General features: G+C 73.2%; 21 protein-coding genes. 7 read left to right on the top strand and 14 right to left on the bottom strand.

The features are described from left to right. Positions 1 to 23: 23 nt before the first annotated feature. Positions 24 to 551, bottom strand: a complete 528-nt coding sequence (locus tag AMK19_RS07975; RefSeq protein WP_073809225.1) for a SigE family RNA polymerase sigma factor — start codon at positions 549 to 551, stop codon at positions 24 to 26. Between the two features lie 120 nt (positions 552 to 671). Between AMK19_RS07975 and AMK19_RS07970 the strand changes: the two genes are divergently transcribed. Together AMK19_RS07970 and AMK19_RS07965 are read left to right on the top strand one after the other, a co-directional pair. Next, positions 672 to 2,729 carry an MDR family MFS transporter gene (locus AMK19_RS07970; protein ID WP_073809224.1) on the top strand — a complete coding sequence of 686 codons (2,058 nt, stop codon included), beginning with the start codon at positions 672 to 674 and terminating at the stop codon, positions 2,727 to 2,729. A 111-nt stretch (positions 2,730 to 2,840) separates the two neighbouring features. Next, positions 2,841 to 3,833 carry a YdcF family protein gene (locus tag AMK19_RS07965; RefSeq protein ID WP_073809222.1) on the top strand — a complete coding sequence of 331 codons (993 nt, stop codon included), beginning with the start codon at positions 2,841 to 2,843 and terminating at the stop codon, positions 3,831 to 3,833. Between the two features lie 8 nt (positions 3,834 to 3,841). Here the strand turns inward: AMK19_RS07965 and AMK19_RS07960 are convergent, their stop codons facing one another. The 4 genes from AMK19_RS07960 to AMK19_RS07945 all read right to left on the bottom strand — a co-directional run bounded on the left by AMK19_RS07960 (position 3,842) and on the right by AMK19_RS07945 (position 7,459). After that, positions 3,842 to 4,852, bottom strand: a complete 1,011-nt coding sequence (locus AMK19_RS07960; RefSeq protein WP_073809221.1) for a hypothetical protein — start codon at positions 4,850 to 4,852, stop codon at positions 3,842 to 3,844. Between the two features lie 335 nt (positions 4,853 to 5,187). Beyond that, positions 5,188 to 5,520: a deoxyxylulose-5-phosphate synthase gene (locus AMK19_RS07955; RefSeq protein ID WP_073809219.1), complete on the bottom strand. Its 333-nt coding sequence runs from the start codon at positions 5,518 to 5,520 to the stop codon at positions 5,188 to 5,190. Between the two features lie 63 nt (positions 5,521 to 5,583). Further along, positions 5,584 to 6,516 carry a 1-phosphofructokinase family hexose kinase gene (locus AMK19_RS07950; protein ID WP_073809218.1) on the bottom strand — a complete coding sequence of 311 codons (933 nt, stop codon included), beginning with the start codon at positions 6,514 to 6,516 and terminating at the stop codon, positions 5,584 to 5,586. Between the two features lie 88 nt (positions 6,517 to 6,604). Beyond that, complete coding sequence (locus AMK19_RS07945; protein ID WP_073809216.1) at positions 6,605 to 7,459, bottom strand: Fpg/Nei family DNA glycosylase; 855 nt, start codon at positions 7,457 to 7,459, stop codon at positions 6,605 to 6,607. Between the two features lie 121 nt (positions 7,460 to 7,580). Here AMK19_RS07945 and AMK19_RS07940 point away from each other — a divergent pair, with 121 nt between their 5' ends. Beyond that, positions 7,581 to 8,429, top strand: a complete 849-nt coding sequence (locus tag AMK19_RS07940) for a DMT family transporter (RefSeq protein ID WP_073809215.1) — start codon at positions 7,581 to 7,583, stop codon at positions 8,427 to 8,429. Positions 8,430 to 8,480: 51 nt separating this feature from the next. On the opposite strand, the gene AMK19_RS07935 is transcribed toward AMK19_RS07940, so the two are convergent. After that, positions 8,481 to 9,896 carry an aminotransferase-like domain-containing protein gene (locus AMK19_RS07935; RefSeq protein WP_073809213.1) on the bottom strand — a complete coding sequence of 472 codons (1,416 nt, stop codon included), beginning with the start codon at positions 9,894 to 9,896 and terminating at the stop codon, positions 8,481 to 8,483. 44 nt (positions 9,897 to 9,940) lie between these two features. On the opposite strand from AMK19_RS07935, the gene AMK19_RS07930 reads away from it, so the two are divergent. Continuing rightward, complete coding sequence (locus tag AMK19_RS07930) at positions 9,941 to 10,858, top strand: DMT family transporter (RefSeq protein ID WP_073809212.1); 918 nt, start codon at positions 9,941 to 9,943, stop codon at positions 10,856 to 10,858. Positions 10,859 to 10,870: 12 nt separating this feature from the next. Here the strand turns inward: AMK19_RS07930 and AMK19_RS07925 are convergent, their stop codons facing one another. From AMK19_RS07925 to AMK19_RS07910, 4 genes are all read right to left on the bottom strand, one after another. Further along, positions 10,871 to 11,305, bottom strand: coding sequence for a hypothetical protein (locus tag AMK19_RS07925; RefSeq protein ID WP_073809210.1), 435 nt, complete (start codon positions 11,303 to 11,305; stop codon positions 10,871 to 10,873). Between the two features lie 2 nt (positions 11,306 to 11,307). Further along, complete coding sequence (locus tag AMK19_RS07920) at positions 11,308 to 11,811, bottom strand: hypothetical protein (protein ID WP_073809209.1); 504 nt, start codon at positions 11,809 to 11,811, stop codon at positions 11,308 to 11,310. 187 nt (positions 11,812 to 11,998) lie between these two features. Continuing rightward, complete coding sequence (locus AMK19_RS07915; RefSeq protein ID WP_073809207.1) at positions 11,999 to 13,084, bottom strand: sugar ABC transporter substrate-binding protein; 1,086 nt, start codon at positions 13,082 to 13,084, stop codon at positions 11,999 to 12,001. A 161-nt stretch (positions 13,085 to 13,245) separates the two neighbouring features. Then, positions 13,246 to 14,208, bottom strand: a complete 963-nt coding sequence (locus AMK19_RS07910) for an EamA family transporter (protein ID WP_073809206.1) — start codon at positions 14,206 to 14,208, stop codon at positions 13,246 to 13,248. A 236-nt stretch (positions 14,209 to 14,444) separates the two neighbouring features. Between AMK19_RS07910 and AMK19_RS07905 the strand changes: the two genes are divergently transcribed. From AMK19_RS07905 to AMK19_RS07895, 3 genes are all read left to right on the top strand, one after another. Then, positions 14,445 to 15,896 (top strand): lipase maturation factor family protein, encoded by a 1,452-nt coding sequence (locus AMK19_RS07905; protein ID WP_073809204.1) that lies wholly within the window; start codon positions 14,445 to 14,447, stop codon positions 15,894 to 15,896. 251 nt (positions 15,897 to 16,147) lie between these two features. Further along, positions 16,148 to 18,703, top strand: a complete 2,556-nt coding sequence (locus AMK19_RS07900) for a hypothetical protein (RefSeq protein ID WP_073809203.1) — start codon at positions 16,148 to 16,150, stop codon at positions 18,701 to 18,703. 190 nt (positions 18,704 to 18,893) lie between these two features. Beyond that, a complete protein-coding gene (locus AMK19_RS07895) occupies positions 18,894 to 19,364 on the top strand; it encodes a GNAT family N-acetyltransferase (RefSeq protein WP_073809201.1) in 471 nt (156 codons plus the stop codon). Here AMK19_RS07895 and AMK19_RS07890 read toward each other — a convergent pair. The 4 genes from AMK19_RS07890 to AMK19_RS07875 all read right to left on the bottom strand — a co-directional run bounded on the left by AMK19_RS07890 (position 19,334) and on the right by AMK19_RS07875 (position 23,059). Then, positions 19,334 to 19,990: a nucleotidyltransferase domain-containing protein gene (locus AMK19_RS07890; RefSeq protein ID WP_073809200.1), complete on the bottom strand. Its 657-nt coding sequence runs from the start codon at positions 19,988 to 19,990 to the stop codon at positions 19,334 to 19,336. The two genes, AMK19_RS07895 and AMK19_RS07890, sit on opposite strands and share 31 nt — an antisense overlap. Further along, complete coding sequence (locus tag AMK19_RS07885) at positions 19,987 to 20,436, bottom strand: nucleoside deaminase (RefSeq protein WP_073809691.1); 450 nt, start codon at positions 20,434 to 20,436, stop codon at positions 19,987 to 19,989. The genes AMK19_RS07890 and AMK19_RS07885 overlap by 4 nt, the downstream gene beginning before the upstream one ends. Positions 20,437 to 20,690: 254 nt before the next feature. Next, entirely contained in the window at positions 20,691 to 21,776 is a 1,086-nt protein-coding gene (locus AMK19_RS07880) for a DUF5937 family protein (protein WP_073809198.1), read from the bottom strand. 62 nt (positions 21,777 to 21,838) lie between these two features. Further along, entirely contained in the window at positions 21,839 to 23,059 is a 1,221-nt protein-coding gene (locus tag AMK19_RS07875; protein WP_073809689.1) for a cytochrome P450 family protein, read from the bottom strand. Between the last annotated feature and the right edge of the window lie 150 nt (positions 23,060 to 23,209).

Here is a 23,209-nt window from a genome sequence, read left to right as displayed (position 1 = left end):
CCGGAAAAAGTGCTGAAGGATCGTCAGATGCGGGCGAGTTCGGCGTACTCGCTGCCGAGGCGGTCGCGCAGGCGGCTCAGCGCCCGGGACGCGCGGGAGCGGACGGCGGTCGGGGAGAGCCGGAGTACGGCGGCGGTCTCCTCGACTCCGAGGTCCTCCCAGTAGCGTAGGACGAGCACCGCCCGGTCCTGCTGCGGGAGTTCGCCGAGCGCGTGGAGCAGGGTGAGGCGCAGGGCGGGGTCGGCGACGGGCACGGCGGACTCGACGAAGGTGTCGGTGACGTGTTCGCCGCTGCTGCGCCGGCGCCGGTGGCTGATGAAGGTGTTGACCAGGACGGTTCTGGCGTATCCGGCCGGGTTCGCCATCCGGGAGACCCGCCGCCAGCTGCCGTAGAGCTTGCCGAGGGCTTCCTGTGCGAGGTCCTCGGCGAGGTGGGCGTCGCCGCCGGTCAGCAGGTACGCGGTGCGCACCAGGTGCCGGCCGCGGGCCGCCGCGAAGTCCCGGAATTCGAGGGGTTCGGGGTGGTTCCCGGTCGTCGTCGTCCTGTCCATGTCCCTCTAACGCGGTGGGACTTCACTCTTGTCGCACCGCCGTACGGGCGCGGATCGATCATTCTTCGCCGAACGGGGTGTCGGAACGGGCAGAACGGGTCAAAGTGTGACGATGTCGCGGTGACCACCACCAGCGAGACCAGCCCGGCGGCCCCGCCCGTCCTCGACCGGCGGCAGCGCAACGTCGTGTTCGGCACCATCGTGCTCGGCATGCTGCTGGCCGCCCTCGACCAGACCATCGTCGGCACCGCGCTGCCCACCATCGTCGCGGACCTCGGTGGCGCCGCGCACATGTCCTGGGTGGTGACGTCCTACCTGCTGGCGGAGACCGTCACCACGGCGCTGGTCGGCAAGATGGGCGACCTGTTCGGCCGCAAGGTGGTCTTCCAGATCTCCGCGATCGTGTTCATCACCGGCTCGTTCCTGTGCGGCCTGGCCACCAACATGACGCTGCTGATCGCCTGGCGGGCGGTGCAGGGCGTCGGCGCGGGCGGTCTGATGGTCACCTCGATGGCGCTGATCGCGGACGTCATCCCGCTGCGCGAACGCGGCAAGTACCAGGGCGCGATCGGCGCGGTGTTCGGTGTCGCCACCGTGATCGGGCCGCTGCTGGGCGGGCTGTTCACCGATCACCTGTCCTGGCGCTGGGCGTTCTACGTCAACGTGCCGATCGCGATCCTGGTGGTGATCGCGGCGGCCCGGAACATCCCGGTGGTCCGCTCCGCGTCCCGGCCGGTGGTCGACTACCTGGGCATCGTGCTGGTCGCGATCGGGGCCAGCGCCCTGATCCTGGCGACCAGTTGGGGCGGCAACGAGTACGCCTGGGGCTCGCCCGTCATCATCGGCCTGTTCGTGGGCGGCGTGGTCGCGCTCGGCCTGTTCTGCTGGGTGGAGACCCGCGCCGTCGAACCCACCCTGCCGATGCGGCTGTTCCGCAACCAGGTGTTCACGGTCTGCTCGGTGCTCAGCTTCATCGTCGGCTTCGCGATGCTCGGCGCGATGACCTTCCTGCCGACGTTCCTGCAGTACGTGGACGGCGACTCGGCGACGGTCTCGGGCGTGCGGACCCTGCCGATGGTGCTCGGCCTGCTGATCGCGTCGATCTTCAGCGGCAACGTGGTCTCCAAGACCGGCACGTACCGGATCTTCCCGATCGTCGGCTCGCTGGTGATGGCGGTCGGGCTGTACCTGCTGTCGCGGCTGAACCCGGGCACCAGCACCTGGCTGGCCAGCCTGTACATGTTCGTGCTCGGCGTCGGCATCGGCCTGTGCATGCAGGTGCTCACCATCGCGGTGCAGAACACCGTCGACTACTCCGACCTCGGCACCGCCACCTCCGGCGTCACGTTCTTCCGCACCCTCGGATCCTCGTTCGGCACCGCCGTGTTCGGCACCATCTACACCAACACGCTGAAGACCAACCTCGCCGACGGCGTCGCCGCGGCCGCCCGGGCCACCGGCAGCAGCCCCGAGCAGATCGCGGCCGCCGCGCAGAGCCCGCACGGCGTGCAGGGCCTGCCGCCGGCCGCGGCCGAGCCGGTGATCCGGGCGTACGCCGACTCGCTGCACACCGTGTTCCTGTGGACGGTGCCGGTCGCGCTGCTGGGCTTCCTGGTGGCGCTGTTCCTCAAGCAGGTGCCGCTGCGCGACTCCGCCCGGGCCGGCTCCACCGACATGGGCGAGGGCTTCGCCCAGCCGTCCTCCGGCGACTCCGCGCGGGTGCTCGAATTCGCCGTCGGCAAACTCCTCGGCACCGCGGGCCTGGAGACCGCCCGGCAGATCGTCGCCGACTCCGGCACCCGGCTCGACATGGCCGGCGCCTGGGCCGTCATGCAGGTCGACCTGTTCACCCGCACCGTCGGCCACGCCACCCTCAACCTGATCGCCGCCCGCCGCCGCGTCCCGCCGGAGGTCCTCCGGCCGGTGTACGACCGGATGGTCGCCGAAGGATTCCTGGAGGCGCACGGCGACTTCTACGCGCACACCGAGGCCGGCGAACGCGAGGCCGCGACCATCACCCGCGCCTGGGGCCAGTGGCTGTGCCACCGCCTGGAGCAGGACCTCGGCCACCCCAGCGGCGCCGAACTGCGGGCCGCCGCCGACACCATCGCCAAGCGCATGATCGCCGAGGACCTCACGGAAGGGTTCCCGCAGGGCGGCGCGCTCGCCCGCCGCTGACCTGGCGGATCGTCACATCACTGCGGCGTTGGTCCGATTGTCGGGCCGGAGATGCCCGGATTCGGAGGGCGTCGGCCACAGCGCTTTGCGTCGGTGCCTAGGCTGGACCGCATGCTTCTGTATGCTCCCGCGGTCTTCTTCCTCCTGCTCGCCGCCGTCGGCGTGCTGCGCGACCGACGTCGCTTCAGCAATGCCGTGTACCTCGGACTCGCCCTCACCTTCCTGGCGTTCGCCCTGCTCGTCACGCTCGGGAAGGTCGACTCCGTCCTCGCCGAGGTCGTCCTGATCGTCGTCGTCCTCGCCCCGGCGCTCGCCACCCTGGTGCTCGCCGGGCTGTTGATCGCCAACGGTTTCAAGATGATCCGCAAGGAGGGCCGGCGGGTCGCCAACCTGCTGTCGCTGCTCTGCGGCGTCGCCATCCTGGCGGTCGTCGCGCTGCTGGTCGCCGCCCCCCAGGCCGACTCGCCCGCACTGTCGGTGGTCGCCCGCACCGCCCTCCTGCTGACCTGCTACCTGTCGTTCCTGTTCGTCTGCTTCATCGGCTACGCCTACCTGTACGGTCGGCTGATGCCCCGTCAGGACGTGGACTACGTCGTCGTCCTCGGCTCCGGACTGCTCGGCGGCACCCGGGTCCCGCCACTGCTGGCCAGCCGCCTGGAGCGCGGCCGCGCCCTGTACGAGCGGCAAGCCGCGAACGGCCGCCCGCCGCTGCTGATCACCTCCGGCGGGCAGGGACCCGACGAGCAACTCCCCGAGTCCCACGCGATGGCCGCCTACCTCACCGACCGGGGCTTCCCCGCCGACCGGATCGTCCTGGAGGACCGCTCCCGCACCACCGAGGAGAACCTGCGCTTCTCCCGCGAGCTGATGAGCGCCGCCGACCCCGACTACAGCTGCGTGGTGGTCACCAACAACTTCCACGCCTTCCGCGCCGCCCTCCTCGCCCGCCGGCAGGGCGTCAACGGCCAGGTCGCCGGCTCGCCCACCGCCGCCTACTTCTGGCCCAGCGCGACCATCCGCGAGTTCGTCGCCGTGCTGGTCGCCTACAAGTGGATCAACGTGACGGTCTGCGGCCTGCTGACCCTGGTCTCCGTCGCCGCGTAGCGACGGTGTCAGGCGCTGCTCTCCGCGGCGACGAAGGTGTACGCGCCGAGTTCGAGGAACAGCGCGTCCGCGAGCCCGGGCACACCGGCGAGCGGGACGGCGAGCCGGCGTTCGAGCGCCCCGGCGTTGTTGGTCACCGGGTTGTACGCCCGCAGCACGATCCGGGCGTCGCACGGCAGGGGCTGGTCGAACCGGACCACGACCGTGACCGTGCCGGAGTAGTTGGCGGGCAGCAGGACCGAGCGCGTGTACCCCTCGTCGGTGCCGGGCGCGTAGACCTGCGCGGTCAGGCTGAACGGCGCCCGCTGGTCGGTGTTGGAGAAGGTCGCGGTGCCGTTCGGCAGGTCGGTGCCGGAGATCCCGAAGACGAACCGCGTCGGGGTGTTGTTCAGGTTGCAGATCGCCAGGTTGGCGAGGACGTACTCGGTCTGCCGGCACGGGATCACGTCGATGTTGCGCCAGCCGACGTTGGGGTTGTACCGGACCCAGTTCAGGTAGTCGACGAGCGAGTTGAACGTGGGCAGGGTCGCCGACATCGGGTGGGCGGGGGAGTCCACGGTGGTGATCGTGCAGTAGTGGCCCGGCGGTGTCTGGCTCGGGAAGAGGAAGGCGGTCCTGGTGACGCAGATCTGTCCGGGCGGGATCTCCCGGGAACCGCTGCGGACGACGAACGGGACGCTGGTGCCGCCGCCCTCGACGGGGATCGGGGTCCAGGCCCGCGGGTCCAGGAGCAGCCCCCCGGGGGCGAAGTACAGCCGGACGTCGCCGGAGCTGGGGCAGCCCGTCCGCAGGTTCTTCCCCCGGACGTAGATCCGGTTGAGCTGCCCCTGCACGATGGGATGGCTCACGCCGAGGTCCGGGCCGTGGTAGCTGGACTCCAGCAGGTCGAAGCCGAGGATGTCGCTGCCGAAGGGGATGATGTCCGGCGATTCCCACACCGGGTCGGTGGTGGGGGTCTGCCCGATGTCCTGGAAATTGTCCCGGACCAGGATGTCGTCCCAGTTGGCGGCCGCGTTCATGGTTCCTCCCGAGAATGGTCGCGCCGCGGGCGTGCGTCGGTTCCGCGCGCGGCGGCGGGCTGTTTTCCGTGCTCGTCGGGGCGGTGCGAGCGCCGTCCCCGGAAAGGACCGGCGGCAGAAGCGGCCGTCCTCGTCGGCGGCCGAATGCGGGGCCGCCTGATTCGTCGGTGAGTCGGTCCGGTCGGACCGGGACGGCGAATACACCCGTTCGGGGGAGCGTCCCGGCGAATTCACTGTACGTGCTCGAACCATTCGGCCCAATGCCTCGGAAGAGTGAACGCGGGTCGGAGTGAACGCGCGTCAGGCACCGCCGCCAGCCCGAACTCCCTTCGGAACTAAGGAAGTTCGGGGCGCGTCAGGGCCGTCGCGAAGGGCTCGCCCGTTCGGCGTGCGTGCGTCATCCGCTCACGGACCTCGCTCAGGGTGCGCGGGCGGTAGCCGGGGCCGCCGCCGCAGCAGCCCTTGTGGAAGCGGATGCCGGCGTTCAGCAGGACCGACAGCGTCCGCCAGCCGGCGGTGTCGCGCCGCCTGGGCGCGGCGAACGCGGAGCCCGTGTGGATCAGCGGCGCGGCGCAGCGCGGGCAGCGCCGCTCGTGGCCGTCCGGGAACGGCTGCTTGTAGGAGGCGCGGCAGGGCAGGCAGACGTAGGAGGTCCTGGTGTGGGCCATGGCCGTCAGCGTAGGGCCCTGCCCGGGGGCCGTTCGAGTTGATTTCCTTCGCCGCGGCGGGAGTTACCAGCCGGTGGGTGGCGTCGCGCCGAGCCGGGCGGCGGTCAGGGAGTGGCGCAGGCGGCGGTAGGCGTCGTCGTCGAAGCGGCCGGCCCGGGGGTGCAGGACGGTGGCGGCGGACAGCGCCACCGCGTCCGGCAGGATCGCGGGCCAGCCGGCGTTGCCGGACAGGCCGGCGGCGAGCGCGGCGACGGCGGAGTCGCCCGCGCCGGTGGGGTTGCCGGCGACGGCGGCGGGCGGGGCGCACCGCCATGCGCCGTGGGCGTCGACCGCGAGCAGCCCGTCCGGCCCGAGCGAGGCGAGGACGGACTCCGCGCCGCGCCGCAGCAGGGTGCGGGCGGCGTCGTACGGGTCGGGCAGGCCGGTGGCGGAGGTCAGTTCGGCGGCGTTCGGCTTGATCGCGGTGGGCCGGGCGGGCAGCGCGGCGAGCAGCGCGGGGCCGTCCGCGTCGAGCACCACGGGGACGCCGAACTCGCGTCCCAGCGTGACGAGTCGGGCATAGCCGTCGGCGGGGGCGCCGGGCGGGAGGCTGCCGGAGAGGACCAGGACGGAGGCCTGCGGGAGGTGGCGTCCGGTCTCGGCGAGCAGGGCGTCCCACTCGGCGGGGGAGAGCGCCGGGCCGGGCTCGTTGAACATGGTGGCGTCGGCGGTGTCGACCACGGCGACGGTGCGGCGGGTGTCGCCCGCGATCGGGACGGCGGCGTGGTCGAGCCCGGCGGCGGCGAGTTCGGCGCGCACCGCCTCGCCGGTGGGCCCGCCGAGCGGGAGGACGCAGCGGGCGGGGCGGCCGAGCGCGGTGAGCACCCGGGCCACGTTGACGCCCTTGCCGCCGGCCTGCGCGGCGATCCCGGTGACCCGGTGGCTGGTGTGCGGGCGGAAGTGGGGGACGGTGTAGGTGACGTCCAGCGCCGGATTGGGTGTGACGGTGAGGATCACGACGGACGCCCCCAGAGAACTCGACTTGACTGTGTGAAACTGCTTGATCATAGCGAGATTCGCGCAGCTTCGAGCACAATGGGGCTGTTCACTTGAGCAGCCGGGACAGCCGGCGGTCCGCCAGCACCCGTCCGCCGGTCTGGCAGGTCGGGCAGTACTGGAGCGAGGAGTCGGCGAAGTTCACCGAGCGCACGGTGTCCCCGCACACCGGGCAGGGCTCGCCGGCCCGGCCGTGCACCGCCAGGTCGGCCTTCTTCTCCGACTTCAGCCCTTCGATCGGCACCGCCCTCAACTGCTCCAGCGCGCCGCCCAGTTCACGCCCGATCGCGGCGTGCAGCCGGGCCAGCCGCCCGGCGTCCAGGGAGGCCGCCAGGGCGTACGGGGAGAGCCGGGCGACGTGCAGGATCTCGTCGGAGTAGGCGTTGCCGATCCCGGCCAGCACGCTCTGGTCGGTGAGGAAGGTCTTCAGCCGCTGCCGGGCCCCGGCGGCCAGCGCGGCCAGCTGCTCGGGCGTGGCGGCGAGCGCGTCCACGCCGAGGCGGGCGATGCCCGGGACCTGCCCGGGCTCCGTCACCACGTACGCGGCCAGCCGCTTGGTGGTGCCCTGTTCGGTGAGGTCGAAGCCGCTGCCGTCGTCCAGCACCAGCCGCAGCGCGAGCGGGCCGCGCCGGCTCGGCGGCTTGGCCGGGAAGGACGCGCGCGGGTGCACCCAGCCGGCCCGGGCCAGGTGCACCACCAGGTGCGGGCCGCCGTCGGTGGCCAGGTCGAGGAACTTGCCGTGCCGGGTCACCGCGTCGACGGCCCGTCCGGTGAGCGCCTGCACCGGCGGGTCGAAGGTCTTCAGTGCGGGGATCGACAGCACGTCCACGCGCTCCAGGACGCGTCCGGCGCAGGCGGCGGCCATCCGCTCGGCGAGCGCCTGCACCTCGGGGAGTTCGGGCACCCGTCCAGTCTTGCCCGCCCCCGGCCGGGCGGGCCACCGGGGCGGTGCTGGGCGGGCGACGGCGGCACGCTAAGTTGTCTGTACAAGTTGATGGTCGGGGAGCTGTCGGAGGGAGACGCCGGTGAGTCAGGACGCCGTACCGGTCGTGGTGTTGGCGGCGGCACTGCTGCACGCGGTGTGGAACGCGCTGGTGCACGGGGTGCGCGACCGGCTGGCCGGGGTCGCGCTGATGAACGTGGTCTTCGTGGCCTTCGGCGCCGCTTTCGCGCTGGTCGTGCCGCTGCCGGGGCTCCGTGCCGTGCCCTACCTGCTGGCCTCGACCGTCCTCCAGGTCGGCTACCAGCTGCTGCTGGTCCGGGCCTACCGGCTCGGCGACTTCGGGCAGATGTACCCGATCGCCCGCGGCACCTCCCCGGCCGTGGTCGCGCTGCTCGCCGCGACCGTCCTGCACCATCCGCTCCCGGCCGGCCAGGTCGCCGCCGTCGCCGTCATCTCCCTCGGCCTGGCCGGGCTGGCCTTCGGGCCTGTCCGGCCGCGCCGCGACCAACTCCCCGCGCTGGCCGCCGCGCTGGGCACCGGCGTGCTGATCGCCGGCTACACCGTGGTGGACGGGAGCGGGGTGCGCGCCGCGGCCTCCACCGGCGGCTACATCGCCTGGATGTTCCTCCTCCAGGGCCTCGGCGTGCTCGCCGCCGTGGCCGCTGTCCGGGGCCGCACCCTGCTGCCCGCGCTGCGCGAGGGCCGCGCCGTCGCGGCGGCCGGCGGCCTGATGTCGCTCACCGCGTACGGCCTGGTGGTGTGGGCGCAGACCGTCGGCGACCTGCCCACCGTCGCGGCCCTCCGGGAGACCTCCATCGTGATCGCCGCCCTGATCGGCGCCTTCGTGCTGCGCGAACGCCTCGGCCCGCTGCGGCTGGCCGCCAGTGCCGCCGTGCTCACCGGCATCGCCCTGCTGGAGTTCGCCCACTGACGGCCCGGCCCCGACGCCCCCGACGCCCCAAGCCGTAGCGGTCGGCCGAGGTCAGCCCAGGGAGGCCAGCGCGGCGGCCAACCGGCCTGCGGCGTCCGTCAGTTGGGCGTGGTTCTCGGCGCCGCAGAAGCTCACCCGGATCCGCGGGGCCGGCTCCGCGGTGAAGTAGGCCGCACCCGGGGAGATCGACACGCCGTGGCGCAGCGCGGCGGCGGTGAACCCGACCGGGTCGAGCGACGCGGGCAGGGACAGCCACAGATGGAAGCCGCCGTACGGGAGCCGGGCCGCCGGCAGACCGGGGACGCGGCGGGCCAGCGCGGCCGCGAACAGCTGTCGGCGGTCGGCCAACTCCCGGGCCAGCAGCCGGAGATGACGGGGCCACTCGGGGGAGGAGACGAGTTCCAGCGCGGCCTCCTGGAGCGGGCGCGGGACGAAGAACGAGTCGACCGTCTGGACCGCCCGCAACCGGGCCAGCGCCGGTCCGCGCGCCACCAGCGCCCCCACCCGCAGGCTCGGGGAGGCCGCCTTGGTCAGCGAACGCACGTGCACCATGGTGCCGTCCGGGTCGTCGGCGGCCAGCGGCGCCGGCAGCCCGGGTGCGTCGGCGTGCGCCAGCAGCCGGGAGAAGTCGTCCTCCACCACGAACGCCCCGGCGCGCTTCGCGGCGTCCAGCACCGCACGCCGCCGGCCGGCGCCCAGCACCGCGCCCGTCGGGTTGTGGAACAGCGGCTGACAGACGAACAGCCGGGCCCCGGACACCGCGAACGCCTCTGCCAGCCGCTCCGGACGCACCCCGTCCTCGTCCACCGGGACCGGCACCGGACGCAGCCCCGCCGCCCGGGCGATCGCCAGCACGCCCGGGTAGGTCGGGGACTCCACCAGCACCGGCGCGCCCGGCGGGGCCAGCGACCGCAGCGCCGTGGTCAACGCGCTCTGCCCGCCGGCCGTCACCAGCACCTCCGCCGCCGTGACCCCGCCGCCGACCTCGCGGGCGAACCAGCCGCGCAACTCCGGCAGTCCCTCCACCGGCGGCCGCCCCCATGCGCCCGGACGGCGGCCCGCCCGCGACAGCGCACCGGCCAGCGCCCGTTCCGGCAGCAGCGAGGGATGCGGGTAGCCGCTGTTCAGGTCGATCACCTCCGGCGGGGCCGGGGCGAGCGCCGACAGCACCCCGGCGGCGTCCACCACCCGGGCCGGCGGCGCACCCGCCTCCGCGCTCAGCGCCACCTCCTGCCACGAGAAGTCGCCCTGCGGGACGGCCGCCGGGCGCGGCTCGGCCCGGAACACCCCCGCGCCCGGACGCGACACCACCACGCCCTCCGCGACCAGCTCGCGGATCGCCCGGGACACCGACACCGGACTCACCCGGTAGCGCTCCACCAGCTCCCTGCTACTGGGAATCCGCTCACCCGGCGAGTAGCGCAACACGGTGCTGCGCAGCGCATCCGTCAGCTCCTGCACGGTCATTGACAGGCCTTCCGATCGGCTCGGGTCAACTGCTACCGTCCTGTATGTCGGCACAGAATAGCGCTATCGCCCCGCTTCCAGTAGCGGTCACCGGAACGGCCCAGGCCGCCCTGGGGTCGCTCGCCTTCTCCTTCACCTTCCCCGCCACCCGCTGGGCCCTGGACGGCTTCGGCCCGTGGACGCTCACCGGCCTGCGCGGCGTCGTGGCCGCGCTGCTGGCCGGCGCCTGCCTGCTCGCGACCGGCGCGCGGGTGCCGCCGCGTTCCGCCCGGCCGGGTCTGGCCGCCGTCGCGGTGGGCTGCGTGATCGGCTTCCCGGTCCTGTCGACGCTCGCGCTCCGGGCCTCCTCCACCGCCCACTCGGCCGTGGTGATCGGCCTGCTGCCGCTGGGTACCGCCGCCGTCGCCGCCCTGCGCTCCGGCTCCCGCCCGCCGCGCCCGTTCTGGCTCGCCGCCCTGGCCGGGGCGGGCGCGGTGCTGGCCTTCACCGTCCAGCAGAGCCACGGGGCCGGCCTGACCACCGCCGACCTGCTGCTCTTCGCCGGACTGCTGATCTGCGCCGTCGGCTACGCGGAGGGCGGCCGGCTGGCCCGCAGCATGCCCGGGTGGCAGGTGATCGCCTGGAGCCTGGTCGCGGCCCTCCCCGCCACCGTCGCCACCACCGCCCTCGGCCTGGCCGCCGAACCGCTCCGCTGGACCTGGCCCGCCGTCGGTGGCCTCGCCTGGCTGGGCGTGGTCTCCCAGTTCCTCGGCTTCGTGGTCTGGTACCGCGGCATGGCCGCCATCGGCATCCCCCGGGCCAGTCAACTCCAGCTCGCCCAGCCCCTGTTGACCCTCTGCTGGGCCGTCCTCCTGCTCGCCGAACCGCTCCCCGGCACGGCCGTGCCCACCGCCCTCGCCGTGATCGCCTGCATCGCCGTCACCCAGCGCACGGCGGACGCCGGGCCGGGGCGTCGGAGCTGATCCGGCGGCGGCTCAGCCGGTCGGCCGGTAGTACAGCGACTGGCCGGCGGCCGTCGCCCGGTGGGCCAACTCGGCCAGGGCGCCCAGGAGTTCGGGTTCGATGGCGGGTATGGCCGGGTCGTAGGGGCGCAGCGCGGCCAGCTCGTCCGGGTCCGCGGCCGTCAGGGCGTCGCGGACGGCCGGGGTGAACTCCCAGGTCCAGGGGTCCTCGGTGTAGTTCGGGGCGGCCGACACGAAGCACCCCCACGCGGCGAGGTCGATCTCGGGCCAGACCAGGCCGGTGGTCAGCGGGGCGTCCGGATCGGGGGCGATCAGCTGCTCCAGCAGGTCCAGCACGTCCACCGGCGCGGTGAGGGCGTCGTATGCGGACAGCGCGGAGCCGCCGCCGAGGGTGGTGAGGACGGCGGCGGCGTCCGGGGCGCGGAAGATTTCGATGCGTTCGTTCAAGGTCAGCCGGAGAGGCAGCAGTACAGGTGCTGCTGGGCCTTCTGGGCGCGGCGGGCCAGGACGCCCAGGCGGTGGATCAGCTGGACGAGTTCGGCGGTCGCCAGCGGGCGGAGCTCCTCGGCGCGGCCCCAGCGGGCGGCGAGTTCGGGCAGCCGCTTGCGTTCGATGGCGGCGAGGACGTCGCGGGTCTCGTCGGAGAGTTCCACCACCCAGGGCCCGGTCATCCACGGGTTCTCCCGGTCGACCTCGGTGGGCTCGTCCTCCGTCACCCAGGGCTGCGGCCCGGTCGGCCACACCGAGCGGTCGGGCGTCCCGCCGGCCTCGAACTCCTTGATCTCCACGGCGGCGACCAGGCGGCGCAGCACGGTGGTCGGGTCGATCCGCCGGGCCCGCACGGATTCGAACGCCTCGGCGGGCTTCCCCTCCTTGTCGGCCAGCACCGTCCGCACCGCCGTCTCGTCGGCGGCCCGGAAGTAGTCGGTCTGCAGGTCAAGGTCCAGGATCATGTCGCACGCTCCCCTCGCTCGGCAAGGTGCCCAGTGGACCACGGGAGGCGGACGCTTGGGTACCGGGCCGCCGGTTCGCCGCCGTCCTGTGATCTACCGGTCAGGTGGAAGGCGCTTTCCGGCAACGTGCCTGGGGGTGCGGGCCGCGCGACGCCCCCGCACAAGGGAGTCGCGCGGCCCGTCCCGGTCAGTAGTTGCCGGGGATGTTCGCGGCGTGGCAGGCCTGCGCGAACTGCGGGGTGCAGATCTCCTCGGCCTTGTACAGGCCGCCCGCGACGATGGTCTCGGCGACCTTGGCCTTGGTGACGACCACCGGGCTGAGCAGCATGGACGGGATCTGCAGGCCGTTCGACTCGGTGGTCGCGGAGGCCACCGAGGTGAGGTCGATGCCCTTGACCAGGTAGACCGCCATGTCGGCGGCGGCCTCGGCCTCCGGCTGGTACGGCTTGTAGATGGTGTAGGCCTGCTCGCCGGTGAGGATCCGGCGGACGGCGTCCAGCGAGGCGTCCTGCCCGCCGACCGGGACATCGGTGCGTCCGGCCTTGTGCAGCTCGTCGATGATCGCGCCGGCCATGCCGTCGTTGGCGGAGTAGACGGCCTGGAAGCCGTTCTTGCCGAGCTTGTTCATCGCCTCGTTCATCCTGGCGGCGGCCACCTCGGGCTTCCACTCGCCGGACTGCTCGTAGGCTATTCGCTTGACCTTGCCGTCCAGCGCGTGGTGCGCGCCGGCCTTGAAGTCGCCCGCGTTCGGGTCGGTCTCCGCGCCGTTGATCATCACGATCTCGGCGCCGGACGCCCTGCTGCCGAGCGCGTCCAGCAGGGCCCGGCCCTGGAGTTCGCCGGTGCGCTGGTTGTCGAACGAGATGTACGCGGAGACCTTGCCGGCGGCCAGCCGGTCGTACGCGATGACCTTGGTGCCCTTCTTGGCGGCCTCGTCGATCCACGGCGCGGTGGCCGCGGCGTTCACCGGGTCGAGCAGGATGACCTTGACGTTGCGGGCCAGCAGCGCGTCGAACTGCTTCTTCTGGGCCTGCTCGTCGCCGTCCGCGTTGGCGTAGTCGATGGTGCACTTGGTGCACAGGCCGCTGACTGCCGTCTCGATCAGCGGCTTGTCGAACGCCTCGTACCGGGTGGAGGAGGCGCGCTCGGGCAGCAGCAGGCCGATCGCCTGGTTGCCCGACGAGGAGCTGTGGCCGCCCCCGCAGGCGGCCAGTGACAGCGTCATCGACACGGCGGCGGCGCCGATGACGAGTCGACGCGACATCGAATTCATGGTGGGTGGTGCCTCCCTGACGGCGCCGCGTCCCTGCGGCGAGGTGAAGGGGAGTCAAGCCCACCCGTCATGTGTCGTCAAGAAGTAAATCATTGGTCGGGGTAGTGGAGGCAAGTCGTTACCTTCTTGAAGGCTGGGCGGGCGGCAGGCCCGCCCGGCGTTCAGCGTTCGTTGCGGGCCACCAGGAACACCCCGGCGACGACTATCGCGCCGCCCAGCAGGATCGGCCAGGTCAGGGCCTCGGAGGCGAACATCCACCCGAGGAAGACCGCCACCACCGGGTTGACGTACGCGTAAGTGGCAACCAGCGGAAGCGGCGCGCGCTGCAACAGCCACGCATAAGACGTGAACGCGACGATGGAGCCGAACAGCACCAGGTACCCCAGCCCCACCCAGGACGCCGTGGACACCGCCGCCGGATCGAACCGGCCCGGCTCGCCCCGCAGGAACGACAGCGCGAACGCGCCCACCGCGCCCGCGAGCATCTCGTACACGCTCGCCACGAACGGATCCGCCGGCATCGGCAGCCGGGCCGCCAGCACCGAGCCCAGCGCCCACACCACCGCGGCGGCCATCACCGTCAGCAGCCCCGTCAGCCCCACCTGGCCGGTCAGGCCCGGCGCGCTCAGCACCACCAGGCCCACCAGGCCGACCAGCACGCCCGCCACGGTGGCCGGGCCGGTCCTCGTCCCGAACGCCCGGCGCAGCACCACCACCCACAGCGGCACACTCGCCACCAGCAGCGCCGCCAGCCCCGACGGGACGGTGCGCTCCGCCAGCGACACCATGCCGTTGCCGCCGACCAGCAGCAGCACGCCCACCAGTGCGGCCGAGGCGAACTGACGCCACGTCACCCGCAGCACCCGCGGCCCCCGGCGGGCCGCCAGACCCACCGCCAGCAGCACCCCCGCCGCGGCGAACCGCAGCGAGCCCGACAGCAGCGGCGGCATGGTCTCCACCACCACCCGGATCGCCAGATAGGTCGATCCCCACAGCACGTACACGATGCCGAGCGCCGCCCACACCGCCGCGCCCAGCCCGGCCCGGCGGTCGCCCGGGAGGGGCGAACCGTCGGCGGGTGAACAGTCGGGGTCGGCGGCGGACCGCGGAGAGGTCGCGGACATGTGCGTCTCCTTCACTTGCTCCTGACATGGACTCGGCGGAATGACACCACACTCCGTCCCCGCCCGGCAGGGAGTTTCAGCAGCCGATACGCGCGAACCCCGGCCCGCGCACGCCGGGCGCGGCCGACCGGATGAACCGGCGCACCACCGCACCCCCGACGGCCCCACCGCATCCGCCGCAGGTGGTAGGCATGGGGGCGGCCCGAGCGCAGCCGACCGACCCGAGGAGCGGCCGCATGGCGTGGTTCGCCGCCCCCGAGTACCGGCTCGCCCGCGAGCTGTTCCTGCGCCTGCTCGCCCTCGTCTACCTGTGCGGATTCCTCGCCGCCGGACGGCAGTTCCGCGCCCTGCTCGGCAGCCGCGGCCTGCTCCCGATCCCCCGCTTCCTCGCCCGCGTCCCCGCGCGGCACGCCCCCAGCCTGTTCCACTGGCACTACAGCGACCGCCTCTACGCCGCCGTGTCCTGGACGGGCGCGCTGCTCGCCGCCGCCCTGCTCGGAGGTGCGGCGAACCTGGTGCCGCTCGGCGCCGCCATGGCGCTGTGGGCACTCGCCTGGGCGCTCTACCTGTCCATCGTCAACGTCGGGCAGACCTGGTACGCCTTCGGGTGGGAATCCCTGCTGCTCGAAGCCGGCGCACTCGCCGTCTTCCTCGGCAACGCCGACACCGCCCCGCCCGTCCTCGTCATGTGGCTGCTGCGCTGGCTGCTGTTCCGCGTCGAATTCGGCGCCGGACTGATCAAATGGCGCGGCGACGCCTGCTGGCGCAAACTCACCTGCCTCTACCACCACCACGAGACCCAGCCCATGCCCGGCCCGCTCAGCTGGTACTTCCACCACCTGCCCCGGCCGCTGCACAAGGCCGAGGCCGCCGCCAACCACCTCGTCCAACTCGCCGTTCCCGTCGCCCTGTTCCTCCCGCAGCCGATCGCCTCCGACGCCGCCCTGCTGATGGCCGTCACCCAGCTCTGGCTGATCGCCTCCGGCAACTTCGCCTGGCTGAACTGGCTCACCGTCGCCCTCGCCCTCGCCGCCCTTGACACCGGCACCCTGCGGCGCGTCCTGCCGATCGCCCCCGACCCGCACTACCCCGCCCAACCCGCCTGGTACCAGGGCCTGGTGGCCGCGTACACGCTGCTCGTGGCGGTCCGCTCCTGGGGGCCCGCGCGCAACCTGCTCTCACCCCGCCAGCAGATGAACCGCTCCTACGACCCGCTCCACCTCGTCAACACCTACGGCGCGTTCGGCTCCGTCAACCGGGTACGCCACGAGATCGTCCTGGAAGGCACCTCGGACCCGGACGGCGCGCACGGCTGGCGGGAGTACGGATTCCACGGCAAACCCGGCGAAGTGCGAAGACTTCCACGACAGTTCGCGCCCTACCACCTGCGCCTTGACTGGCTGATGTGGTTCGCCGCGATCTCCCCCTCCTACGCCCGCTCCTGGTTCCTGCCACTGCTCGCCCGGCTCCTCGTCAACGACCCCGACCTGCTGCGGCTGCTGCGGCACAACCCGTTCCCCGACACCCCGCCCGTCCTCGTCCGGGCCCGGCTCTACCGCTACCGCTTCACCACCGGACCCGAACTGCGCGACACTGGCGCCTGGTGGCACCGCACCCCGCTGCGCGACTACCAGCGGCCCGTCGGCCTCGCCGAACTGGGACGACTCCTCCCCGAAGCGCCCGGGTGACCGTTGCCGACCCGACCCAACTCCCGTCCGCCGCCCCGGAAAGGCGTACTGTCGGTGCCGCTCCCTACCGTACGGACCACGCGAACGGGCCCAGGCCCGCCGCCACCGGTCCAGCGCGGCCCGGCAATTCACGGGGTCAGGTGCGTGCAAGCGTCGAACGCGCACCCGTATTCTGGCCTCCCGCGACGCCACCGCCGCCGCAACCACCCCGCCCGCACCCCTGCCCGCCACAGCCACGAACCGGACTTCACATGACAGTGCGCACCCTGAACGACGCCGACGACGCCGCGTCCGAGACCGCGTCCGCGACGGACGGCGAGACCCGCCAGAGCACCCGTGAGGAGCTCGGCCGGTTCGCCGACCAGGGCGGCTTCACGCTCAACCACGAGACCAACCCCTGGCTGGAGGCCGCCGAGACCCTCGCCGGCCCCGAGGACGCCCGCGCCGCGTCCACCGTCCTCGCCGAACTCCGCAGCCGCGACACCCGCGCCGTCGGCAAGGCCGCCAACGCCATCGCCGACAAGGCCGCCCTGCGCATCCCCGACACCCTCGGCGGCCTCACCACCCTGCTCGACCTGCTCCAGCGCGTCTACGCCACCACGCAGACGCTGCGCGTCGACGCCTACCAGCACGACCTGCACGAGCTCGCCGCCGCCACCGGCACCGGCACCTACCGCAAGGAAAAGGGCGCCAAGCTCGGCTGGAACCGCCGCCGCGTCCTGCGCGGCCAGGCCCGCGCCCTCGCCGCCGGCACCCGCGCACCCGGCCGCGCCGACCTCCACACCGCGCTGGTCGCCGCCGCGGCCGCCCACCGCGACTGGCTGGCGCTCGCCGCCGACACCGCGGCCTCCCGACCGTCCGTGCCCGTCGACGGGGCGCTGCTCACCGAGACCGCCAACGTCGTCGAGTCCCTCGCCGACGCCGTCCGCTCGCTGGCCCGCCTCCTCCCCGAACGCGCCCTCGACTCCCTGCCGCTCGGCGAACTCGCCGACCTCGTCGACCGCCTGGCCGCCGACGAAGGCACCCTCTACCGCCTGTCCGCCCTCCGGCAGCTGCGCCTCGAACTCGCCGAGCAGGGGCTGACGGAGCTGCTGGACGAGCTGACGGAGCGTCAAGCCGACAAGGACGCTGCGCTGGCCGCCTACGACCGCCACCAGTCCGCCCGCGCGGCCCTGGCGGCGGGACCGCGACAGTCGACGGACGAGGCTGCTGCGGTGGCCGAGGCCGAGGCCGAGGCAGAGGCAGCGGCTGAGGTTGAGCCGGTTGTCGAGGTTGCGGCCGAGGTCGTGGTCGAGCCGGTCGTCGAGGCTGAGGATGTGGTCGAGGAGCCGGTGACCGAGACTACTGACGAGGTCGAGCCGGAGGCCGTCGTCGAGGCCGCGGTTGAGACGGTTGCCGAGGTCGAGGCCGAGGTTGAGGCGGAGGAGCTTGCGGCGGAGGTTGAGGCCGAGCCGGTCGCTGAGGCCGAGCCCGTTGCTGAGGCTGAGCCCGTTGTCGAGGTTGCCGAGGCTGAGGCCAAGCCGGCGGCGGAGCCGGTCGCTGAGGCTGAGCCTGAGGCCGAGATCGTTGCCGAGGCGGAGACTGAGCCGGTCGTCGAGGTGGTGCCCGAAACCGAGGTTGAGCTGGTCGCCGAGGCCGAGACCGAGGTTGTCGAGTCCGAGGCTGAGCCGGTTGTTGAGGCGACGGCCGAGGTTGAGGCCGAACCGGTCGCGGAGGTTGTCGAGTCCGAGGCTGAGCCGGTTGCGGAGCCCGTTGCTGAGGCGGAGGTTGAGCCGGTCGTCGAGGTGGCACCCGAGACCGAGGCTGAGCCGGTGGCCGAGGTTGAGGCCGAGTCTGTGGCCGAGGTTATTGTCGAGCCCGTTGCCCAGGCGGAAGTTGAGCTGGTCGCCGAGGCCGAGCCGGTCGTCGAGCCCGAGGCTGAGCCTGTTGTGGAGCCTGCCGCTGAGGTTGAGGCGGAGCCTGTCACTGAGGAGTCGGTTGTCGGGCTTGCCGAGTCCGTTGCGGAGCCCGTTGTCGAGGCGGAGGTTGAGCTGGTCGCCGAGGTGGCACCCGAAAGCGAGGCTGAGCCGGTCGCCGAGACCGAGGCTGTCGAGTTCGAGGCTGAGTCGGTCGCCGAGGCGGAAGTTGAGCTGGTCGCCGAGGCCGAGCCGGTCGTCGAGCCCGAGGCTGAGCCCGCCGTAGAGCCTGCCGCCGAGGCCGAGGCGGTCGCTGAGGTTGAGGCGGAGCCTGTCGCTGAGGAGTCGGTCGAGGTCGTGGCCGAGCCGGTTGTCGGGCTTGCCGAGTCCGTTGCGGAGCCCGTTGCCGAGGCGGAGGTTGAGCCGGTCGCCGAGGTCGCTGAGGCCGAGGCTGAGACCGTTGCGGAGCCTGCCACCGAGGTCGTGGTCGAGTCTGTCGCCGAAGCCGTCGTGGAGCCTGCCACCGAGGTCGAGCCTGTGGCCGAGGCTGTCGAGTCCGAGACTGAGCCGGTCGCCGAGGTTGAGGCGGAGCCTGTCGCTGAGGTCGTTGCCGAGCCGGTTGTCGAGGTCGCCGAGCCCGACACCGAGCCGGTGGCTGAGGTTGCTGCCGAGTCTGTCGCTGAGGCGACTGTCGGGGCGGGGGCGGTTAAGCCGGAGTTGACGGCCGGGAAGCCGATCACTGGGTACTCGGCGGAGGAACTGGTGGCGCTGGTGGCGTGGTTCGACGCGGACGGGACTACGCGTACGGACGACGAGCTGCTGCGGGCGGCGATGAAGGAGCTCGGGTTCGCCCGGCTCGGGCCGCGTATCAAGGAGGCACTGGGGGCCGCCGTGGCCACCGTGCGGAGCTGACGCAACGGGTCAGGAAGTGCCACCGCGCCCGTCGTTGTGCGATCTCGTGCAGCGGCGGGCGCGGTGGCGTGCCGGGCGGGGGAGAGGAGGCCCGGGGCCGTCGTGCTCCCGTTGCGGCCAGGGCACCTGTCGCTGCTGCAGGCCCGCCGTGTCCGGCAGCAGGCTTGATCAACTGGCCTAGAGTTCGCGCATGAACACGACGCTCCGGCTGGAGACCCTCACCCCCGGCAACATCGATGCCGCGATCGGCCTGAAGGTGCGGCCGGACCAGGAGCACCTGGTGGCGCCGGTGGTGAAGTCGCTGGCGGAGGCGTACGTGCACCCCGGGACGGCGTGGCCCCGGCTGTTGGTCGACGGGGAGCGGATCGTCGGGTTCGTCATGGCGTTCTTCGACATCGACTTCGCCGGCGGCGGCGGGGGTGCCGACCTCCGCTCCGGGCTGTGGCGGCTCAACATCGCGGCGGGCGAACAGGGGCGCGGGTACGGCCGCTTCGCGGTGGAGGCCGTGGCGGCCGAGATCCGGCGGCGCGGCGGCACGCGGCTGACGACCACCTGGCACCCGGGCGAGGGCGGCCCGGAGCGGTTCTACCTGGGGCTCGGCTTCCGGCCGACCGGGGAGACCAGCGGGGATCAGGTGGTCGGTGAACTCGACCTGTCCTGAGGCCCGTTGTGGCGGTCGGCGAGGGCTGTGACGCGGGCCGCGAGCGGGGCGAGCGTCGGGTCCTGCCGGGTGGTGGCGGCGGCGAGGCGGTGAAGGTCCAGGTGGGGGTCTCCGGTGGCGGGGTGGGGAAGCCCGAGGCGGGTGAAGGCGCGGGCGATCAGGGCGTGTGCGGTGTCGGGGCGGCCGCGGGCCAGGGCCTTGACGGCCGCGACGGCGTTGGCGAGGGCGCTGGCCGGTCGCGACCACTCGCTGTCGTCGGCGCGGGCCGCCGGGTTCCCGGTGTCGTAGTCGGGCTCGTCGGCGACGGACGTCGCGCGCACGTCCAGGTCCAGCCGCCAGAACAGTGGGACGCCGGCGAAAAGGACGAAGAGCAGGCGGCGGCGGTCGGAGTGCAGGAAGTCCGGGTCGCAGCGCACCTGTTCGACGGGTCGGACGCGGGCGAGCGCGGCCGCCCCGGCGGTGAGGCAGGCCGGGAAGGCGTCGTCCGGCACCACCCAGCACACGTCGATGTCGCTGAACCGGTCGGCGGTGCCGGCGGCCAGGGAGCCCCGCAGCCGGGCGGACGAGCCGGGGCAGCACCGTTCGAGGGCGGTGCGGACGGCCGCAGCAAGCGCGTCACGGGTCATGCGCCGATGTCCTCCTGCCAGAGGTCGGGGCGGGCCGTGACGAAGTCCGTCATCAGCTGTACGCACTGGGGATCCTCCAGCAGGGTGATTCCGGTGCCGTGCTCGGCCAGCCAGTCGTGGCCGCCGGTGAACGTGGCGGACTCGCCGATCACCACGTGGCCGATCCCGAACTGCCGTACCAGGCCGGAGCAGTACCAGCATGGAGAGAGCGTGGTGACCATCACCGTGTCCCGGTACCCGCGCAGCCGGCCGGCGGCCCGGAAGGCGGCCGTCTCCGCGTGCATCGACGGATCGCCGTCCTGGACACGGCGGTTGTGCCCGGGCCCGAGCAACTCGCCGTTCAGCCCGAACAGTGCCGCACCGATCGGGATGCCGCCCTCGGCCAGGCCGAGTCGCGCCTCTGCCACCGCGACCGACAGCCACTCCCGGGCCTGTTCCACCGACACCGCCGCCTGACCGACCACCGGCCACCTCCTTCCGTCCGCGACCGGTCTACCCGCCCGCGCCCGTCCCCAACGCGCTGCAAGCGTTCTTCGCTCGATCGAGTGTTCGGATCAAGCGGGGCTGACGGACGGTCCCACGGCGACACGGTCGAGGCCCCCGCCCACGGCCGCCCCGGCGTCCGGCTGCGGAGGCACTGCTTCACCGGCGGCTCGACCCGCACACCGACAGCGCCGACAGCGCCGACAGTGCAGGCAGCTCAGCGCAGGATCGCGGCGAGCAGGTCGCTGCCGAGCTCGGTGGTGGCCGGCAGGTCCAGCGCGTGGTGCACGTAGCGGCCGTGCCGGCGGGCGGTGAGCAGCCCGGCGCGGCGCAGCACGGCGAGGTGGCGGGAGACCTCGGGCGGGGTGAGGTCCCAGGCGTGGGCGAGTTCGCCGGTGGTGTGCGGGCCGCGCGCCAGGGTGCGCACCAGCCGCAGCCGGACGGGGTGGGCGAGGGCGTCGAGGCGCAGCTGCAGGGTGTCCAGCGGGACGGCGGCGGCGGGTTCGCCGCCGGTCGCGGGGTACTGGACGACGGGCTGCCAGCCCGGGGCGTGCACGGCGATCAGGTGCGGGTGGCCGAAGGCGCTGGGCAGGAAGGTGACGCCGGCCGGTCCGGCGGCGGTCGCGCTGTCCTGGAGCTTGTCGAGGACCAGGGAGTCGCCGTCGGCGGTGAGCGCGACCGCCGCGGACACCTCGGCGAGCGCCGCGGACAGGCCCTGGCGGCGGACCAGCTCGGTTTTGCGCCGCACGTCCTGGCCGAGCCGGACGGCCAGCGCGGGCCACTCGTCGTCGAAGAAGGCCTCCGCGCACTGCTCCAGGGTGTCCCGGACGCGGGCCCGGACGGCCGGTGGGTCGGTCAGCAGGCGGGTGGCGAACGCCTCCTGCCGGGGGCCGCGGGCCTGGGCGCGGTCGAGGGCGTCGGCGCGGGCGTCGGGGTCGGTCAGCGGCGAGCCGCCGGCGAAGGTACGGCGGTTGGTGCCGCAGGTGCTGACCAGTGCGGCCAGGGCGTACCGGTCGTCGTCGATCCGGTCGACCTCGTCGAGTTCGGCGGCGAGGGTGGCGCGGGGGCGGGCGGGCACCAGGAAGTCGGCGCGGGAGGAGCGCCACAGGAACTCGGCCTCGTGCAGCCGGTCGGCGAGTTCGGGCCGCAGGCCGGCCCAGACGCCGGCGGCCCATCCCGCGTACTGCGGGTGGTGCTCGGGCGCGGCCAGGACGTGCAGCATCGCGGCGAGTTCGGCGAGCGGGGAGGCGGCGAACCGGATCCGCTCGGGCGGCGTCCCGGTCAGGTCGATGCGCAGGGTCACGCGTCCATCCTCTCCGCCCGCCCGGCCGCACTCCGGGCGGGGTCGGCGAGAGGACGCCGTGGCTACGGCAGCTCGGGGCCCTCCAGGACGACCGGGAGGACCCGGTGCCCGTTGGAGATCAGCGAGTCGACCGGCTCCAGCTCGACGCCGGGCGCGAACGCCAGGCGCGGGAAGCGTTCGAACAGGGCGCGCAGCGCCGTGCGCGCCTCCAGCCGGGCCAGCGGCGCGCCCAGACAGAAGTGCGGGCCGTGGCCGAACGCCAGGTGGTCCTTGGCCGACCGGGTGACGTCGAACACCGCGCCGCTGTCGCCGTGCCGCGACGGGTGGCGGCCGGCGGCGCCGTAGGAGGCGATGATCGCCTCGCCGCGGTGGACGGTCACCCCGCCGGGCAGCTCGATGTCCTCCAGGGCGTACCGCATCGGCAGGTGCGCCAGCGGCGCGTCCCGGCGCAGCGACTCCTCGACCACGTCGTCCCAACTGGCCTTGCCATCGAACACCAGTTCGAGTTGAGAAGCATGCGAAAGCAGCAGCGCGATCGAGTTGTCGATCAGGTTGACGGTGGTCTCGTAGCCGGCGGCGACCACCAGCATGAGCGTGTCGAACAGCTCCGCCTCGGTGAGGGCGCTGCCGTCGCCCTCGGTGTCGCGGGCGGCGATCAGCAGGGAGGTCATGTCGTCGGCGGGCTGCTCGCGCTTGGCGGCGACCAGGCCGGAGATCACCGTGTAGAGCGCCGCGTTGTTGGCCTGGGACTGCTCGGGGGTGAGGGTGGTGTCGAAGACGCCGTCGACGTACCGGCAGAAGCTGTCGCGCAGCTCGTCGGGCAGGCCGAGCAGGTACGAGATGACCAGGATCGGCAGCGCCCGGGCGAGCTGTCCGCGCAGGTCCACCGGCGTGCCGTCGGCACCGGCGGCGGCGATCTCGTCGAGCAGCCCGGTCGTCATCTCCTCGATGCGCGGGGTGAGGGCGGCGATCTGGCGGGGGGTGAGCGCGGTGCTCACCAGCCGGCGCAGCCGACGGTGGTGATCGACGTCGGTGGTGGACATGTTGCGGGCCGTCACCCAGAGCGCGAGCGGCCAGCCGGCCGCCACCGGCTCGTAGTCCGGCCAGTGCTGCAGGCCGTCCTTGGCGATTCTCGGGTCCTTGAGCAGGTCCGCCAGCACGTCGGGGTCGGACACGGCCCACACCTGCACCCCGAGGACGTCGGCGGGGCAGGCGGGCCCGCGCGCGATCAGCTCGGCGGTCTCGGCCTCACGGGCCCGGCCGGTCGGGTCCAGGACCAGCATCGAGTGGTCGACGGGGCACTTCAGCGGACGGTTCAGCGAGGGGGTCGTCGGGTTCTCCAACTCACGTTCCACAAGGGCTCCTTGAGACGGATCGACACGCCCGGTTCACAACCGGACTCATCGAGCATCACCTGCAGCTCGCGGCATGTC

This window comes from Kitasatospora sp. CB01950 (assembly GCF_001905465.1).
Classification (GTDB): Bacteria; Actinomycetota; Actinomycetes; order Streptomycetales; family Streptomycetaceae; genus Kitasatospora.
Note: the sequence above shows the minus strand (reverse complement) of the source record. Positions and strands in the feature narration are given on the sequence as shown.

What these genes read in the sequence shown, in the direction of transcription:
- AMK19_RS07975 (WP_073809225.1), bottom strand. Translation starts at nt 551, where the DNA reads ATGGACAGGACGACGACGACCGGGAACCACCCCGAACCCCTCGAATTC.
- AMK19_RS07965 (WP_073809222.1), top strand. Translation starts at nt 2,841, where the DNA reads ATGCTTCTGTATGCTCCCGCGGTCTTCTTCCTCCTGCTCGCCGCCGTC.
- AMK19_RS07960 (WP_073809221.1), bottom strand. Translation starts at nt 4,852, where the DNA reads ATGAACGCGGCCGCCAACTGGGACGACATCCTGGTCCGGGACAATTTC.
- AMK19_RS07955 (WP_073809219.1), bottom strand. Translation starts at nt 5,520, where the DNA reads ATGGCCCACACCAGGACCTCCTACGTCTGCCTGCCCTGCCGCGCCTCC.
- AMK19_RS07935 (WP_073809213.1), bottom strand. Translation starts at nt 9,896, where the DNA reads ATGACCGTGCAGGAGCTGACGGATGCGCTGCGCAGCACCGTGTTGCGC.
- AMK19_RS07930 (WP_073809212.1), top strand. Translation starts at nt 9,941, where the DNA reads ATGTCGGCACAGAATAGCGCTATCGCCCCGCTTCCAGTAGCGGTCACC.
- AMK19_RS07920 (WP_073809209.1), bottom strand. Translation starts at nt 11,811, where the DNA reads ATGATCCTGGACCTTGACCTGCAGACCGACTACTTCCGGGCCGCCGAC.
- AMK19_RS07915 (WP_073809207.1), bottom strand. Translation starts at nt 13,084, where the DNA reads ATGAATTCGATGTCGCGTCGACTCGTCATCGGCGCCGCCGCCGTGTCG.
- AMK19_RS07910 (WP_073809206.1), bottom strand. Translation starts at nt 14,208, where the DNA reads ATGTCCGCGACCTCTCCGCGGTCCGCCGCCGACCCCGACTGTTCACCC.
- AMK19_RS07905 (WP_073809204.1), top strand. Translation starts at nt 14,445, where the DNA reads ATGGCGTGGTTCGCCGCCCCCGAGTACCGGCTCGCCCGCGAGCTGTTC.
- AMK19_RS07900 (WP_073809203.1), top strand. Translation starts at nt 16,148, where the DNA reads ATGACAGTGCGCACCCTGAACGACGCCGACGACGCCGCGTCCGAGACC.
- AMK19_RS07895 (WP_073809201.1), top strand. Translation starts at nt 18,894, where the DNA reads ATGAACACGACGCTCCGGCTGGAGACCCTCACCCCCGGCAACATCGAT.
- AMK19_RS07890 (WP_073809200.1), bottom strand. Translation starts at nt 19,990, where the DNA reads ATGACCCGTGACGCGCTTGCTGCGGCCGTCCGCACCGCCCTCGAACGG.
- AMK19_RS07875 (WP_073809689.1), bottom strand. Translation starts at nt 23,059, where the DNA reads ATGCTGGTCCTGGACCCGACCGGCCGGGCCCGTGAGGCCGAGACCGCC.